Raw genomic sequence first — 14450 nt, 5'->3', positions numbered from 1 at the left:
GGTGGGGGACCTACGTGAACGCGCGGTCCGCTGACATCGCAGATACGTTGGCGGACGTGGAGCACCAGTCCGGCGGCGTGTCTGTCCGCCATCGTCACGCACCTGTCCCCGTCACCGCCACCGGTCTCGCGACCGTGCTGTCGGAGCTCGGGGTGCGTGGCCGCACCGTCATGGTCCATACGTCGCTCTCGCGGCTCGGCTACGTCGTCGGCGGTGAGGCGGCGGTCGTGCAGGGCGTGGTCGACGCCGTCGGACCTGAGGGCACGGTCGTGATGCCTGCGCAGTCGTGGCAGCTGTGCGACCCCGCGTTCCTGCGCCTGCCCGACGTGCCGGAGGAGTGGTACCCCGCGGTGCGCGACAGCCTCCCGGCGTACGACCCGGCGCGGACGCCGACCCGCACGATGGGTGCGGTTGCCGAGCTGTTCCGCACGTGGCCCGGCGTGCTGCGCTCGGCGCACCCGCACCGTTCGGTCGCGGCGCTGGGCCCCAACGCGGAGCGCATCACGGCGACCCACGACCTCGATGACGCGGCGGGCGAGCGATCGCCGATGCGCGCGCTGCACGACGTCGGCGGGTACGTCCTGCTCCTGGGCGTCGGCTTCGACAAGTGCACGGCACTGCATCTCGCGGAGAACCGCATCACCTGGCCGACCCGCCACCACGTGGCGCAGGGCGGCCCCGTGCTGCGCGACGGCGAGCGCGTGTGGGAGACGTGGCGCGAGCTGTGGCCGGAGGACGAGGACTTCGGTGAGTGTGGCGACGCGTTCTGCGAGGCCCACCCTGAGCTCGTCGAGACGGCGCTCGTCGGCAACGCGCACGCCGTGCTCGTCCCCGTCCGCGAGCTCGTCGCGTTCGCGACACCGTGGCTCGCCCGCGCCCGCGGCGGCGCCGTTCTCTGACGGGAAGCGCTGGTCAGGTCGTGCGGGCCGCGACCGGGCAGGTCGCGACGTGGTCGTCGACGAGCCCGCACGCCTGCATCGCCGCGTAGGCGGTCGTCGGGCCGATGAAGCGGAAGCCCCGGCGCTTGAGCTCCTTGGCGAGGGCGACCGACTCGGGCGTCTTGCCCGGGATCTCGGCGAGGTTCGCGAGGCGACGCTCGCGCGCGGGCGGCGCGAACGACCAGATCAGCTCGTCCAGGGTCTCCCCGGCGTCGTAGAGCGTGACGACGGCGCGGGCGTTGGCGATCGTCGCCTCGATCTTGGCGCGGTTCCGGATGATGCGGGCGTCGAGCAGCAGCCGCTCGACGTCGTCCTCCTCGAAGCCCGCGACCGTCTCCGGGTCGAAGTCGCTGAAGACCTCGCGGAATGCAGGACGCTTGCGCAGCACCGTGATCCACGACAGCCCTGACTGGAACGCCTCGAGCGCGAGGCGCTCGAGCAACGCGGCCTCGCCGTGCACCGCCACGCCCCACTCGTCGTCGTGATACGCCTCGTACAGCGGGTCCCCGTCACCGAAGCAGCGTGCAGCCTGGATCGTCGTCGTCATGCGCCCACTGTGCCGCAACCTCCCGACACGCGGCAGGGCCGCACCGCGGCCCGTGGACACGGCCGCGCGCCCCGCGCCTGTGGGCAGCTCAGGCGAGCACGCCGCCCGACTCGCGCAGGTAGCAGGCCGCGCACAGCGACTCGTAGGTGACCTCGGCGCCGTCGATCGCGACCTGGTCGCCGGCGAACACGGCCTTGCCGTCGATGCGCCGCGAGTTGAAGATCGCCTTGCGGCCGCAGCGGCAGATCGTCTTGAGCTCCTCGAGGCTGTGCGCGATCTCCAGGAGGCGCTGCGAACCCGGGAACGCCGCCGTGCGGAAGTCCGTGCGGATGCCGTAGCAGATCACCGGGATGCCATCGAGGACGGCGACGCGCAGCAGGTCGTCGACCTGGCGCGGCGTGAGGAACTGCGCCTCGTCGATCAGCAGGCAGGACACGTCGCGGCCCGTCTCGCGCTGCACGCGCTCGCGGTGCGTCTGCAGGGTGAGGTAGGCGTCGTCGTCGGCTCCGAGCACGTAGTCGACCGACCGGTCGACGCCGAGGCGCGAGTGGATCTTGCGCCCCGCCTTCGTGTCGATGCCCGGCTTGGCGAGCAGGATCTGGTGGTCCCGTTCCTCGTAGTTGTGCGCCGCCTGCAGCAGGGACGTCGACTTGCCGGAGTTCATCGCCCCGTACCGGAAGTAGAGCTTCGCCATGACGGGAATTCTCCCATCCGGCAGCCCTGGCGGACGCCAGTCGTGGGCGCGCGCCGTCAGAACGCCAGACCGAAGACGAGCCCGCCCATGAGGTAGACGGTCGCGGGGATGAGTACGAGGCTCGACGCGCTCAGCGGCGCCCCGGCCTTCACGAGCTGCGGGACCGTCACGTAGCCCGACGAGTACGCGATCGCGTTCGGCGGGGTGGCCGCGGGCATCATGAACGTGCACGCCGCGGCGAGCGCGACAGGCATGGTCATGAGCAGCGGCGAGACGCCGACGGCGATCGCGACGCCGCCCATGATCGGCAGCAGCGTCGCGGCGGCGGCCGTGTTGGACATGAACTCGGTCATCGCGAGCGTGATCGCGACGACGACGACCACGAGCAGGATCGGCGGCAGGTCCGCGAGCGAGTGCGCCCGCTGGCCCACCCACGCAGCGAGACCGGAGCCCGTGATGCGGCTCGCGAGGGCGAGGCCGCCGCCGAAGAGCAGGAGGATGCCCCACGGCAGCTCCGACGTGTCCGGCCACTCGAGGAGCCGACCACCCCCGACCGCGCCGGCGGGCAGGAGGAACAGCACGACAGCCGCGATGATCGCGACGACCTCGTCGGTCACCGGCGTCCCGGGCCACAGCGTCGGCAGTGCGATCCACGAGCTGGCCGTCAGGAGGAAGACGACGAGCACGCGCCGCTCGGGGTGGCTCATCGGGCCGAGCGCGGCGAGCTTGTCCCGCACCAGGTCGTCCTCGCCGGGCAGCGGGCCGTGCTTGCTGCGGAACACGACCTGGGTCAGCACGAGCCACGCGAGCGCGAGGAAGACGACGGACAGCGGCAGCCCGACCGCCATCCACTGCGCGAAGCTGATCGTCACGCCGTGCGTCTGCTCGAGGTAGCCGACGAGCAGCGCGTTGGGCGGGCTGCCGATGATCGTGCCGAACGACCCGATCGTCGCGGCGTACGCGATGCCGAGCATGAGCGACGCCGACAAGCGCGCGTCCGCGTAGCCGCGGGCGCGGTCGAGCATCGTGAGGACCGACGCCCCGATGGGGATCATCATGACGGCGGTCGCGGTGTTGGAGACCCACATGCTCAGCAGCGCTGTCGCGACCATGAACCCGAGCACGAGCCGCGAGGGCCGCGTCCCGAACACCTTGATGACCATGAGCGCGACGCGCAGGTGCAAGCGCCAGCGTTGCATCGCGGCGGCGAGCACGAACCCGCCGAGGAACAGGAAGACGACCTTGCTCGCGTACGGAGCCGTCACGGCGGACACGTCGACGCCGCCGAGGGCGGGGAACAGCACGACGGGCAGGAGCGCGGTCACCGCGAGCGGTACCGCCTCGGTCATCCACCACACGCCCATGAGGACGACGACGGCCGCCGTGAGCGCCGCGGCCCGCGGCGAGGTGACGTCCGCACCCGCGGGAGGGACGACGTCGGGCATGAGGGTGTAGACGACGACGGCGAACGCGGGCCCGAGGGCGAGGCCGAGCCGGGAACGGCTCAGGTGGCAGCGGATCGAGTCGAGCATGCGGCGGAAGCCGCGCGGCGGGATCACGACGACCCTCCTGAGGCTCGCCCGGACACGGCGACCGTCCGTGTCGTCCGGTGCGGTCGCCGTCATGGTCGGGGCCTCCTCGTCGCTCGGCCCGGAAAGGTCCTGGCAGCCACGCTAGTGGCGGAATTCCGCGGCTCCGTAGGACCAACGGGTTGCCATGCGGAGCATTACCCGCCGCAACCGGGGGTGTTATCGCCTCAGCCTGTGGATGGTCTTGTCCTGGTCGCCTCACCGGGCCCCTCGCCTGACCGATGAGTGCCCGCACCAGCAGCACCGCACAGCCCGGCACCATCCACCCCGCGCCGCCCCAGGAGCACCCGATGACCGCACGACTCGGCTCGACCTCGATCATGACGCGACTCGTCGCGATCGTGGTCCTCGCAGCGCTCGGCATGGGTGCGCTCACCGTCATCGCGAGCCTCCTCGTCCGCGACCGCGTCATGACCGAGCGTCAGGACGCGACCCGCGCCGTCGTCGAGTCCGCCGCCGGCGTACTCGCCTACTTCGGCGCGCAGGAGACGAGCGGAGCCATGAGCCGTGAGGCTGCGCAGGCCGCAGCGATCTCCGCCGTGCGGGACATGCGCTACGCGGGCGAGGAGTACTTCTGGATCAACGACATGGCGCCCGCCATGGTCATGCATCCCATCAAGCCCGAGATGGACGGCACCGACCTCAGCCAGAACGCCGACCCGGACGGCAAGCTCCTGTTCGTCGAGATGGTGAACGTCGTCAAGGCCGACGGAGCGGGGTTCGTCGACTACCAGTGGCCCAAGCCGGGCTACGAGGCGCCGCAGCCCAAGGTGTCGTACGTCGTCGGCTACGAGCCGTGGGGCTGGATCATCGGCTCGGGCGTCTACGTCGACGACGTGCAGCAGGTCGCCCTCGGCGACGCCGCGCGCCTCGCCCTCGCCACCCTCGTCGTGCTCGCCGTGACCGTCGCCGTGTGCATCGTCATCGCACGCTCGATCGTCACGCCCATCCGCCGCGCCGCGCAGGTCCTCGGCACCGGTGACCTCAGCATCCGCCTCGACGAGGGCCGCGGCCGCACCGAGCTCGAGCAGCTCGCCGTGTCCCTCAACGCGACCCTCGACCGGTCGCAGTCCGTCGCGGACGAGGTCGCGCAGGTCGCCGCCCGCCTCGACGCGTCGGCCCGCAAGCTCCTCGCGACCGGCGACGGCATCGCGACCGCCACGGCGAACGCGACCGAGCAGACCGTCGACCTCGCCGGCTCCGCGACCGAGGTCGCGTCCGGCATCGAGACCGTCGCCGCCGGCACCCACCAGATGGGCGCCTCGATCTCCGAGATCGCCCAGAACGCGAACGCCGCCGCGCAGATCGCGACCGAGGCCGTCAACGCCGCCGACGCGACGTCGAAGACCGTCGTCGCCCTCGGCGAGGCGTCCGCGCAGATCAGCAGCGTCGTCAAGGTCATCTCCGCGATCGCCGCGCAGACCAACCTCCTCGCGCTCAACGCGACGATCGAGGCCGCACGCGCCGGCGAGGCCGGGCGCGGGTTCGCCGTCGTCGCGAGCGAGGTCAAGGACCTCGCGCAGGAGACCGCGACCGCGACCGGCGGCATCACCGAGCAGGTCGAGGAGATCCAGGCGACCGTCGACCGTGCGACGTCCGAGATCGCGCACATCACCGACGTCGTCACGCGCATCAACGACTACCAGGTGTCCATCGCTGGGGCCGTCGAGGAGCAGACCTCGACGACCAACGAGATGGCCCGCTCGGTCGAGCTCGTCGCCGACGGTGGCCGCACGATCGCCAGCTCGCTGCGCGACGTCGAGGCCGCCTCCCGGGCGACCGCCGAGGAGATCGTGTCCGTCCGCGACGCCGCCCACGAGCTCGTCGACGCGTCCCAGTACCTGCAGACGGTGCTCGCCTCCTTCAGCCGGTAGCGGCCGCTCGGCGTGCCCCGCTGGCGTCCCACCAGCGACGGGGGCAGTCTCGGAGGACAGGAACTACTGGTGGGAGCAGGGATGGCCACGACGGCTGAGGGCAGCGGACGGCGCAAGTCCATCGAAGCAGCGATCGCGACGAGCGAGGACCCGAAGCGGTCCCTGAGGCGCGACCTCAGCGCGTGGGACCTCGCCGTCCTCGGCGTCGCCGTCGCGGTCGGTGCCGGCATCTTCTCCGTCGGCGCCGAGGCGGCCGCGAACCACGCCGGACCGGGCGTCATCATCTCGTTCCTCATCGCCTCGGTCGTGTGCGGCCTCGCGATGATGTGCTACGCCGAGTTCGCCTCGACCCTGCCCATCGCCGGCTCCGCCTACACCTACTCCTACGCGACCATGGGCGAGGTCGTCGCGTGGATCATCGGCTGGGACCTCATCCTCGAGATGCTCCTCGCCGCCGCCGTCATCGCGAAGTTCTGGGGCATCTACCTCGGCGACGCGTTCGAGCTCTTCGGCGTCGACATCCCCATGGAGCTGCAGCTCGGCCCGGTCGCCTTCGACTGGGGACCCGCACTCATCGTCGCGGTGTTCACGACGCTGCTCGTCCTCGGCACCAAGATGAGCACCCGCGTGAACTCCGTGTTCACGATCATCAAGGTGTCCATCACGCTCTTCGTGATCGTCGTCGGCTTCTTCTACGTCAAGGCCGAGAACTTCTCGCCGTTCATCCCGCCGGCCGAGCCCGCCGAGAGCGCGTCCGGCCTGCACCAGCCGCTGTTCGCCTGGCTCACCGGCCTCGAGCCGTCGATGTACGGCGTCGTCGGCGTCCTGTCCGGCGCGGCCCTCGTGTTCTTCGCGTTCATCGGGTTCGACGTCGTCGCGACCACCGCCGAGGAGACACGCGACCCGCAGCGTAACCTGCCGCGCGGCATCCTCGGCGGCCTCGGTGTCGTCACCGTGCTCTACGTCCTCGTGACGATCGTCGTCACCGGCATGGTCTCCTACGCCGAGCTCGCCCAGGTCGACGACCCGTCGCTCACCTCGGCGTTCGTGCTGGTCGGCGCCGACTGGGCCGGCAAGGTCATCTCGATGGGCATCCTCGTCGGGCTCACGTCCGTCATCATGGTGCTCCTGCTCGGCCTCACCCGGATCGTCTTCTCGATGAGCCGCGACGGCCTGCTCCCCCGCGCACTGTCCGTGACGCACCCCGTCCACCGCACGCCCGCGCGGCTGCAGATCGGGGCCGGCGTCGTCGTCGCGCTCGTCGCCGCACTCACCGACGTGTCCGCGCTCGCGGACATGATCAACATCGGCACGCTCTCCGCGTTCGTCCTCGTGAGCTTCGCCGTGCCGCTGCTGCGCAAGCAGCGGCCCGACCTCGCGCGCGGGTTCCGCGTGCCATGGTCGCCGCTGCTGCCGATCGTGTCCGGCGTCGCGTGCCTGTGGCTCATGACCAACCTGACGACGATCACCTGGCTGCGCTTCGGCGTCTGGCTCGCGGCGGGCTTCGTCATCTACTTCACGTACTCCCGCAGGCACAGCCTCGTGGGTCGGGGTGCCCAGATCGAGTCGGAGGAGGAGGTAGGCGGCACGACCGGATGAAGGTCGGGGGAGACGTCCGGCACGACCGCCGTACAGGCGATGGACCGGGTAGCAGAGGCGATGCGCGCCGTCGCGCGACAGGAGTTCCTGCCGCCGACGCAGCGTGAGCGCGCCGGGCTCGACGTCCCGCTCGGCATCGGCCACGGCGCGACGTGCTCGCAGCCGAGCACGGTCGCCGAGACGCTCCGCCTCCTCGACGCGCGGCCCGGGCACGCGGTGCTCGACGTCGGCTCCGGATCCGGCTGGACCGCCGCCCTCCTCGACCACCTCGTCACGCCCGGCGGCACCGTCGTCGGAGTCGAGCTCGACCCCGCGCTCGTGAGCTTCGCGCGCCGCAACCTCACCGCATTCCTCGGGGACCTCGCCCCGCGCGTCGAGCAGGCCGTGCCGCGGCGCCTCGGGTGGCCCGACGACGGCCCGTACGACCGCATCCTCGTCTCCGCCGAAGCGCTCGACGTCCCCGAGACGCTCGTCGCGCAGCTCGCCGACGACGGCCGCATGGTCATCCCCGTGCGCGGCCGCATGACCGTCGTCGACCGGGAGGGCGACGGTTTGCGCATCGAGCAGAGCGGCGCCTACACGTTCGTCCCGCTCCGGGAGGAGTGAGGGCGTGCGGGCCGCTGAGACCGCCGGGCCCAGGCCTCCTCCGGCGCGCCGCCGCCCGCGTGGCGGGGTTTGCGCGAGTCCGTCAGTCCCGGCTTGAGTCCGTCAGCGGCGACTGACGGACTCGTGCGGGAACGGACGGACTCGGCGTCGGGTCGCGGGTGCTCGCGGCCGAGGTCGCGGGGCCTGCCCGCCGAGGCCGCGAGGTCCGCCCGGTCGCCGTCGTGCGTCGTCGGGTGCCGAATCGCCCCGGACCCGCGTGGCGGGGCATGCGCGAGTCCGTCAGTCCCGGCTTGAGTCCGTCAGCTGCGACTGACGGACTCGTGCCGGAACCGACGGACTCGGCGTCGGGTCGCGTGCCGCGCGGCCAGGGCTGTGCGGTCCGCCCGGTCGAGGCCGAGCCACCGGTCGCCGTCGTGCGTCGTCGGCCGTAGCGTCCCTGCATGGGGTGGTATCGGGAATCTGGGGCAGACCGACCGTTCGGCAACCTTCTCGCGGCGCACGGCGTCGCGATGGAGGGCTACTTCTGGCGGTTCACGCTGCTCGACGGGCGCGCACTCATCGCGCTCGCGGGCGTGAACCGCGCCGGGCCGCTCCCGCGCGACAGGTCGAGCGCGTCCGCGGTCTTCGGGCCGTCCGACCAGCACTGGGCGACGCTCGGCCTCGCCGCCTACCCCGGCGGCACGCTGTACCAGGCCGAGCACCCGACCGGCGCGGCCGACCCGCACGGCCTCGGCGTCATCGCCGGAGACGCCTTCCGCGGCTCGGAGGACGAGCTGCACGTCCACCTCTCCCCCGAGGCGCGCATCGACGCGACGATCCTCGCGCCGCGGCCGTGGCCGCGCGCCCGCTTCGGGGGGTCGAGCGTCTTCCAGACCGTCCCCGGCCTCAACCAGTACTGGCACCCCTGGCTGCTGGGCGGGACGGCGAAGGGGACGGCCGTCGTCGGCGGCGAGACGTGGAACCTCGACGGCGCGACCGTCTACGCCGAGAAGAACTGGGGGCGCGGCGGGTTCCCCGAGTCGTGGTGGTGGGGGCAGGCGCAGGCGTTCGACGACGGCTCCGACGCGTGCGTCGCCTTCGCCGGCGGTCAGGTTCACGCGGGCCCGTTGCGCACCGAGGTGACGGGGCTCGTCGTGCTGCTGCCCGACGGCACGCTGCTCCGGCTGGGCAACCCCGGCACGTCGCCCGTGCGGGCGCGCGTCACCGACGAGGAGTGGCTGCTGCACGGCCGGTCCGGGCGTTGGGAGGTCGAGGTCCGCGCCGACGCGCCGCTCGACGACGCCCACGTCCTGCCCGTCCCGCTGCCCGCCGAACGGCGCAACGTGCCCGGCGCGATCGAGCACCTCGGCGGGCGCATGCGCGTCCGCGTCCGGCGCAGCGGACGGACGGTGTGGCAGGCGACGTCGAACATCGCCGGTCTCGAGCACGGCGGCCTCGACAGGGCGGCGGCCGAGCTCGCGCGGCGCGAGGCGGCCGGACGGGACGGGTAGGGCCGCGCGCTTGCGCCCTCAGCGGGTGACGTGGCGGCCGAAGGCGATGACGGCGTCGGACAGCGCGAGCGACACGAGCGGGCGACGGCCCGCGAGCCACGCGAGCGGACCCGTCCGCGCGACGTCCCAGCGCACCCGCGCGCGGCGCAGGTCTGCGAGCACGCTGTTGCGCGAGGTGATCGAGCCGACGCCCGGCTCTCCCTGGTCGGCGAGCGTGCGCTGCGCCGTCGTGAGCGTGAGCCGCAGGCCGGGGAAGAGCTTCGCGCCGACGCGCGAGGCGACACGGAGGAGCGGGGCGCCGTCGGGCAGACGCACCTGGGTGCCGACGGCGGAGTTCCGTCCGCGAGCGTCGTCGCGCGCCGCGCGACTCTTCCCCGCCGCGCTGCTACCCGGGCGGGCGACCTGGCCGAGGAGCGCGCCGTCGTCGGGCGTGAAGGTCGCGATGTCCTTGGGGATCGCCCACAGCTCGCGGCCGCCGGCCGCGGACGCCTCGGTCGACACCCAGATCTGGGGGACCGTCACGCGCAGCGCTCGGCCGGCGCGGGTCAGCACGCCGACGAGCAGCTCGTCGTACGCGAGCATCCCGCCGTCCTCGTACGTCACCGACGCGACGCCGACGACGGCGCGGCCACGCACGAGCACGGGACGGTGCCCGTCGGGCAGCGCCGCGTCGAGGCCCGGGAGCTCGGCGGGCGCGACGAGGAACGCCGAGACGAGCATCCGCCCGGCGAGGAACCACGGCTCGGGCGGGTAGGCGGCGTCGCTCATGCGTCCATGCTGCCGCACGTCGTCAGGCGGGTGAAGCCTCGCCGGACGTTGGGCGGGGCGCCACAGACGTGGCCGACGACGCCGCTAGTGTCGGCTGCAGCGAGCGCGCGTGCGCTCGCCGCAGACAGGGGAGAAGCACCATGGCCGCACGCATGTCCACCGCCACCCTCGGCGCCGTCCTGGCGGTCGGGATCGCGCTCTCGGGCGCGATCGCCGCGCCCGCAGCAGCAGCCCCGGCGCCGACCGCGGCGGGCCCCGTGGCCGCCGCGAAGACTGCGCCGAGCCTGACCGTCACCAAGAAGACCACCAGCACGACCACCAAGCCCTTCCCCTTGACGACGACGTCGCGCATGCCTGTCCTCAAGGGGGCGACGGCGAAGAACCGCGCACTCGTCACCAAGAACGCGAAGGCGCTCCTGGCCGCCGAGCGGTCGATGGTCGCGAGCTGGCGGGAGTCGTGCGGCGGGTCCGCGCCGTCGAGCATCACCGTGACGAACGTGTCCAAGGCGGTGTACAAGAAGCGCTACGCGTCCGTGACCATGGTGTTCGACTCGGACGCCGGGTGTGACGGCGTGACGCAGCAGAGCGCACGGTCGTTCACGCTCGACCTCAAGACCGGCAAGAAGGTCAAGCTCTCGAAGTTCATGGCGCCCAAGGCCGCCGCCACGCGCGCCGCGATCGTCACGGCCCTGCACGAGCAGAACCCGAAGTGCGTCGACGACCAGCTCACCGCCTACGCGGGGGACCCGCGCAGCCTGCCGGCGACGCCGGCGGGATGGACGGTCTCGAGCAAGGGCGTCCGCGTGTGGTTCAACCGCTACGAGGTCGCGCCTGGTGCGTGCGGCGCTGTGTCGGCGCTCGTGCCGTGGCGCGACGTCGCGTCGTCGGCCCAGCTCAAGGGCAAGCGCACCTCGCGTGTGTACGTGAGCGACCTCAAGAAGGTCGGCAGCATCTACACCGGCTCGATCACCGTGCTCAGCGTCCAGGGCAAGCACGTGGCGCGTCTCGACGGCTGGCTGTACTCCGAGGCGTACTGCACGCTCGGCGTCCGCACGGGCAAGAAGGTGCGCGGGTTCCTGCCTGGCGGCGGCATCCGGCACAACTTCACGCTCGCCGGCACTACCAAGAAGCCGACGCTGAAGCTCGGCAAGAGCTGGCGTCTCGCGACGTCGAAGGAGCTCGCCGCGTTCAAGAAGGGCGGCGTTCCGGTCGACGCGATCAAGGCCTGCGCCTGACGACGTAGCCCGACCCCGGTCCCGCGGGTGCGGGGCCGGGGTCGAGTGCTGTCTGGGGCTGGCGTCGCCCGGCGTCCGTAGGGCGGGCGGTGCTCAGGCGAGCATGTCGCGGACGAGCGGCGCGACCTTGGTGCCGTAGAGCTCGATCGAGCGCGTGAGCATCGAGTGCGGCATGTTGCCGTTGGCGTACTTGAGATCGAAGCGGCTCGCACCGAGGCCCTGCAGGGTGCGGGCGATCTTGCGCGCGACGGTCTCGGGGCTGCCGATCGCGTAGGCGCCGTCGGGGCCGACCATCTGCCGGAACTGGCCCTCGGTGATGGGCCGGCCGCCGCGCTCCGCGAAGATGCGCGAGAAGTACGGCGCGATGAACGGCCACGCTTCGTCGATGGCCTGCTCGTCGGTCTCGGCGATGTGGCCGGGCATGTGCACGCCGATCGGCTGGAGCGGGTTGCCGAGCTGGTCGAGCGCCCGACGGTACAGGTCGGTGAACTGCGCGAACGCGAGCGGCTCACCGCCGATGATGGCGAGCATGAGCGGCAGCCCGTGCTGCGCGGTGCGGATCACGGACTGCGGCGAGCCGCCGACGGCGATCCACGCCTTGAGCAGGCCGCTCTCGACGTGCGGGTACACCTCGGCGTTCTCGAGCGGCGCGCGCGTCTTGCCCGACCACGTGATGGGTTCCTGGGCGCGGGCGCGCATGAACAGGTCGAGCTTCTCCTCGAAGAGGATCTCGTAGTCGTCGAGGTCGTAGCCGAACAGCGGGAACGACTCGATGAACGAGCCGCGGCCCAGGATGACCTCGGCGCGGCCGCCGGAGATCGCGTTGAGCGTCGAGAACCGCTGGAACACACGCAGCGGGTCCTCCGACGACAGCACCGTGACGGCCGTGCCGACGTGGATGCGCTCGGTGCGCGCGGCGATCGCGGTCGCGACCGTGTCCGGCGCGGACACCGCGAAGTCGGGGCGGTGGTGCTCGCCGATCCCGATGAAGTCGAGACCCACCTGATCAGCGAGAACGCCCTGCTCGACGACCTCACGGATCGTCTGCGCGTGCGAACTCAGGGAGCCGTCGGGGGCCGTGGACGTGTCGCCGAACGTGTCGAGACCGAGCTCGAGGGGGAAGGGGGTGGGCATGTGTGGGCTCCAGGGTCGATTCCGTACCAGGTAGAACCGCCGGTGACCGCAGGAATTCCAGGAGCGAGCCGGCTAGATACTCCGGTACATCGAGTGCCACCATCGGTGTCATGTCAGTGGACTCGGCGGTCGAAAGAGCTCTCCGCCTCCAGGTGATCGACTGGGTGAACCAGCGAGCGGAAGAGAACGGGGGCTTCCTCCGCAGGGAGGAGCTTCTCAACTTCACCGTGGGCGGCCAGAAGCTCCCTGTTATCGACTACTCGCGTGGCATCCGGAACCCAGCAGACTTTGCGTCGACGCTCTCGATCGTGTCGACGGTGAACGGCCCATACGACGATCTCGAGTCGGAAGATGGCCTGATTCACTACGCATACCGGGCCGGGGATCCTGACGGCGGCGACAACCGCAAGTTGCGGAACGCCTACGTGACGCGCGATCCCATCATCTTTTTCCGCAAGGAAGTGGCGAATGTGTACACGCCCGTCGCTCCCGCGTTCGTCGTCGGCGATGATCCCTCCGCCCGGACGTTTCTCATCGCGTTCGATGAGGCACTCACGTTGATTCCAGACCCTGCCTCAATGTCGAACGCGCAGAAGGAGTACGCGATGAGGCTCGCGCGGCAGCGGCTGCATCAGCCTGCGTTCCGAACTCGGATCATGGTGGCCTACTCGTCCCGGTGCGCCGTGTGCCAGCTCAAGTACAGCGCTCTCCTCGACGCCGCCCACATCCTCCCTGACTCTGACGAACGGGGTGTGCCGACGACGGACAACGGCATGGCGCTGTGCAAGATCCACCACGTCGCTTATGACCGTGAGATGCTTGGCATCACGCCGGACTACGTCGTCAAGGTCAGCCCGCAGGTCCTTCAGGATTCCGATGGGCCGATGCTCACCCATGGCTTGCAAGAGATGCACGACAGGAAGCTCGTGGTGCCCAAGCGGGCAGCTGACCGGCCAAATCGGGATTATCTCGCCGAGCGATTCGAGGGGTTCGCGCGCGCCAGTTGATCGCCGCCGAAGACCGGGCTCATGCCGACGCGCGATTGTGCCGATTCGTCGTGTGTGACCGAGTATCGCGGGCCGGGCGAAGGAGCCGAGGAGGTCGCGTCGCGCGCTGCGCTTCGCGCCGAGCGGCTACGGCGTGAGCGTGAGATCGCGGGAGCGACCGACAGTGCTGCTGAAGCCGAGCTTGAGCGAGCCCTGCGCACCCAGAAGAACTGGTCGCAGGGCGCGGAGGGCGAGCGCCTCGTCGCGTACACGCTTGGCGCCCTCGAGCGCTACGGCTGGTTGCTCCTGCACGACATCCGCTGGCCCGGGCGGCAGAAGGCCAACATCGACCACGTCGCGATCGGGCCGGGCGGCGTCGTCGTCATCGACACGAAGAACTGGAGCGGCGACGTCGCCGTGACCGACGGCGTGCTCAGGTGCGCCGGCTACAGCAAGACCAAGGAGTGCGACAGCATCGCGCTCCAGGCGGCCGACGTCACGGCGCTCCTACGGCCCGAGCAGCGGTCGTCCGTCCGCGGCGTCATGGCGCTCGCCGCGCACGACACCGAGCCAACACCAGCCGGACCGATCATCGTCATGGGTCGCGAACACCTCGGACCCTGGCTGCTCGCACTGCCCGCCCGGCTCAACCCGTACGACGTCGTCGACATTGCCATCCAACTCAGGCAGGACCACAGCCCAAGAGCCGAGCGAGCGCGGGCGCGTCAGCAGAAGCAGCAATCGAAGCCTCCTCGGCAGCGGTCGCGAGGGCCGCAGGCCGTCCGTCCGGCCTACCGAGGCCCGGCTGCCAAGATGAAGCGCTCGCGCAAGACCGGCACTGCCGTGAAGATCGTGCTCTGGTTGTTGGCGGTCTTGGTCGGGCTGCCCGCATTCATCAACTATGGGCCCGCGATCGGCGAGTTCATCGGCACCGTCATCGGCCAGGTCATCGGGGCGGTCCCCGCGCCCACGTCGACCGGCTGACCGAGC

General features: G+C 71.3%; 13 protein-coding genes. 8 read left to right on the top strand and 5 right to left on the bottom strand.

Going from position 1 to position 14450, the window contains the following annotated elements:
* Window positions 1-56 precede the first annotated feature (56 nt).
* Window positions 57-899, top strand: coding sequence for an AAC(3) family N-acetyltransferase (locus ATL41_RS07745; RefSeq protein WP_245854685.1), 843 nt, complete (start codon window positions 57-59; stop codon window positions 897-899).
* Window positions 900-912: 13 nt separating this feature from the next.
* Here the strand turns inward: ATL41_RS07745 and ATL41_RS07740 are convergent, their stop codons facing one another.
* From ATL41_RS07740 to ATL41_RS07730, 3 genes are all read right to left on the bottom strand, one after another.
* Window positions 913-1485, bottom strand: a complete 573-nt coding sequence (locus ATL41_RS07740; RefSeq protein ID WP_098457964.1) for a DNA-3-methyladenine glycosylase I — start codon at window positions 1483-1485, stop codon at window positions 913-915.
* Between the two features lie 88 nt (window positions 1486-1573).
* Window positions 1574-2179, bottom strand: a complete 606-nt coding sequence (locus ATL41_RS07735; RefSeq protein ID WP_098457963.1) for a thymidine kinase — start codon at window positions 2177-2179, stop codon at window positions 1574-1576.
* Window positions 2180-2235: 56 nt separating this feature from the next.
* Window positions 2236-3804 (bottom strand): SLC13 family permease, encoded by a 1569-nt coding sequence (locus tag ATL41_RS07730; RefSeq protein ID WP_219810373.1) that lies wholly within the window; start codon window positions 3802-3804, stop codon window positions 2236-2238.
* Between the two features lie 254 nt (window positions 3805-4058).
* On the opposite strand from ATL41_RS07730, the gene ATL41_RS07725 reads away from it, so the two are divergent.
* The 4 genes from ATL41_RS07725 to ATL41_RS07710 all read left to right on the top strand — a co-directional run bounded on the left by ATL41_RS07725 (window position 4059) and on the right by ATL41_RS07710 (window position 9337).
* Window positions 4059-5642, top strand: coding sequence for a methyl-accepting chemotaxis protein (locus ATL41_RS07725; protein WP_098457962.1), 1584 nt, complete (start codon window positions 4059-4061; stop codon window positions 5640-5642).
* Window positions 5643-5723: 81 nt separating this feature from the next.
* Entirely contained in the window at window positions 5724-7241 is a 1518-nt protein-coding gene (locus ATL41_RS07720; RefSeq protein ID WP_098457961.1) for an amino acid permease, read from the top strand.
* Window positions 7242-7280: 39 nt separating this feature from the next.
* Window positions 7281-7847: a protein-L-isoaspartate O-methyltransferase family protein gene (locus ATL41_RS07715; RefSeq protein ID WP_098457960.1), complete on the top strand. Its 567-nt coding sequence runs from the start codon at window positions 7281-7283 to the stop codon at window positions 7845-7847.
* A 440-nt stretch (window positions 7848-8287) separates the two neighbouring features.
* Window positions 8288-9337, top strand: a complete 1050-nt coding sequence (locus ATL41_RS07710) for a tocopherol cyclase family protein (protein ID WP_098457959.1) — start codon at window positions 8288-8290, stop codon at window positions 9335-9337.
* Window positions 9338-9355: 18 nt separating this feature from the next.
* Here the strand turns inward: ATL41_RS07710 and ATL41_RS07705 are convergent, their stop codons facing one another.
* Window positions 9356-10105 (bottom strand): acetoacetate decarboxylase family protein, encoded by a 750-nt coding sequence (locus tag ATL41_RS07705; RefSeq protein ID WP_098457958.1) that lies wholly within the window; start codon window positions 10103-10105, stop codon window positions 9356-9358.
* A 152-nt stretch (window positions 10106-10257) separates the two neighbouring features.
* Between ATL41_RS07705 and ATL41_RS07700 the strand changes: the two genes are divergently transcribed.
* Window positions 10258-11340 (top strand): RsiV family protein, encoded by a 1083-nt coding sequence (locus ATL41_RS07700; protein ID WP_169924520.1) that lies wholly within the window; start codon window positions 10258-10260, stop codon window positions 11338-11340.
* 93 nt (window positions 11341-11433) lie between these two features.
* On the opposite strand, the gene ATL41_RS07695 is transcribed toward ATL41_RS07700, so the two are convergent.
* A complete protein-coding gene (locus ATL41_RS07695; protein ID WP_098457956.1) occupies window positions 11434-12474 on the bottom strand; it encodes an LLM class flavin-dependent oxidoreductase in 1041 nt (346 codons plus the stop codon).
* Between the two features lie 110 nt (window positions 12475-12584).
* On the opposite strand from ATL41_RS07695, the gene ATL41_RS07690 reads away from it, so the two are divergent.
* Together ATL41_RS07690 and ATL41_RS07685 are read left to right on the top strand one after the other, a co-directional pair.
* A complete protein-coding gene (locus ATL41_RS07690) occupies window positions 12585-13481 on the top strand; it encodes an HNH endonuclease (protein ID WP_098457955.1) in 897 nt (298 codons plus the stop codon).
* Window positions 13482-13535: 54 nt separating this feature from the next.
* Window positions 13536-14444, top strand: coding sequence for a nuclease-related domain-containing protein (locus tag ATL41_RS07685; RefSeq protein ID WP_169924519.1), 909 nt, complete (start codon window positions 13536-13538; stop codon window positions 14442-14444).
* Window positions 14445-14450 lie beyond the last annotated feature (6 nt).

Source organism: Flavimobilis soli, from assembly GCF_002564025.1.
GTDB lineage: Bacteria > Actinomycetota > Actinomycetes > Actinomycetales > Cellulomonadaceae > Flavimobilis > Flavimobilis soli.
The sequence above is the reverse complement of the archived record's forward strand: the minus strand, read 5'-3'. Positions and strand labels throughout refer to the sequence as shown.

Coding starts and splice junctions, on each gene's coding strand:
- ATL41_RS07725 (WP_098457962.1), top strand. CDS start 4,059: ATGACCGCACGACTCGGCTCGACCTCGATCATGACGCGACTCGTCGCG.
- ATL41_RS07730 (WP_219810373.1), bottom strand. CDS start 3,804: ATGACGGCGACCGCACCGGACGACACGGACGGTCGCCGTGTCCGGGCG.
- ATL41_RS07690 (WP_098457955.1), top strand. CDS start 12,585: ATGTCAGTGGACTCGGCGGTCGAAAGAGCTCTCCGCCTCCAGGTGATC.
- ATL41_RS07715 (WP_098457960.1), top strand. CDS start 7,281: ATGGACCGGGTAGCAGAGGCGATGCGCGCCGTCGCGCGACAGGAGTTC.
- ATL41_RS07700 (WP_169924520.1), top strand. CDS start 10,258: ATGTCCACCGCCACCCTCGGCGCCGTCCTGGCGGTCGGGATCGCGCTC.
- ATL41_RS07720 (WP_098457961.1), top strand. CDS start 5,724: ATGGCCACGACGGCTGAGGGCAGCGGACGGCGCAAGTCCATCGAAGCA.
- ATL41_RS07710 (WP_098457959.1), top strand. CDS start 8,288: ATGGGGTGGTATCGGGAATCTGGGGCAGACCGACCGTTCGGCAACCTT.
- ATL41_RS07705 (WP_098457958.1), bottom strand. CDS start 10,105: ATGAGCGACGCCGCCTACCCGCCCGAGCCGTGGTTCCTCGCCGGGCGG.
- ATL41_RS07735 (WP_098457963.1), bottom strand. CDS start 2,179: ATGGCGAAGCTCTACTTCCGGTACGGGGCGATGAACTCCGGCAAGTCG.
- ATL41_RS07695 (WP_098457956.1), bottom strand. CDS start 12,474: ATGCCCACCCCCTTCCCCCTCGAGCTCGGTCTCGACACGTTCGGCGAC.
- ATL41_RS07740 (WP_098457964.1), bottom strand. CDS start 1,485: ATGACGACGACGATCCAGGCTGCACGCTGCTTCGGTGACGGGGACCCG.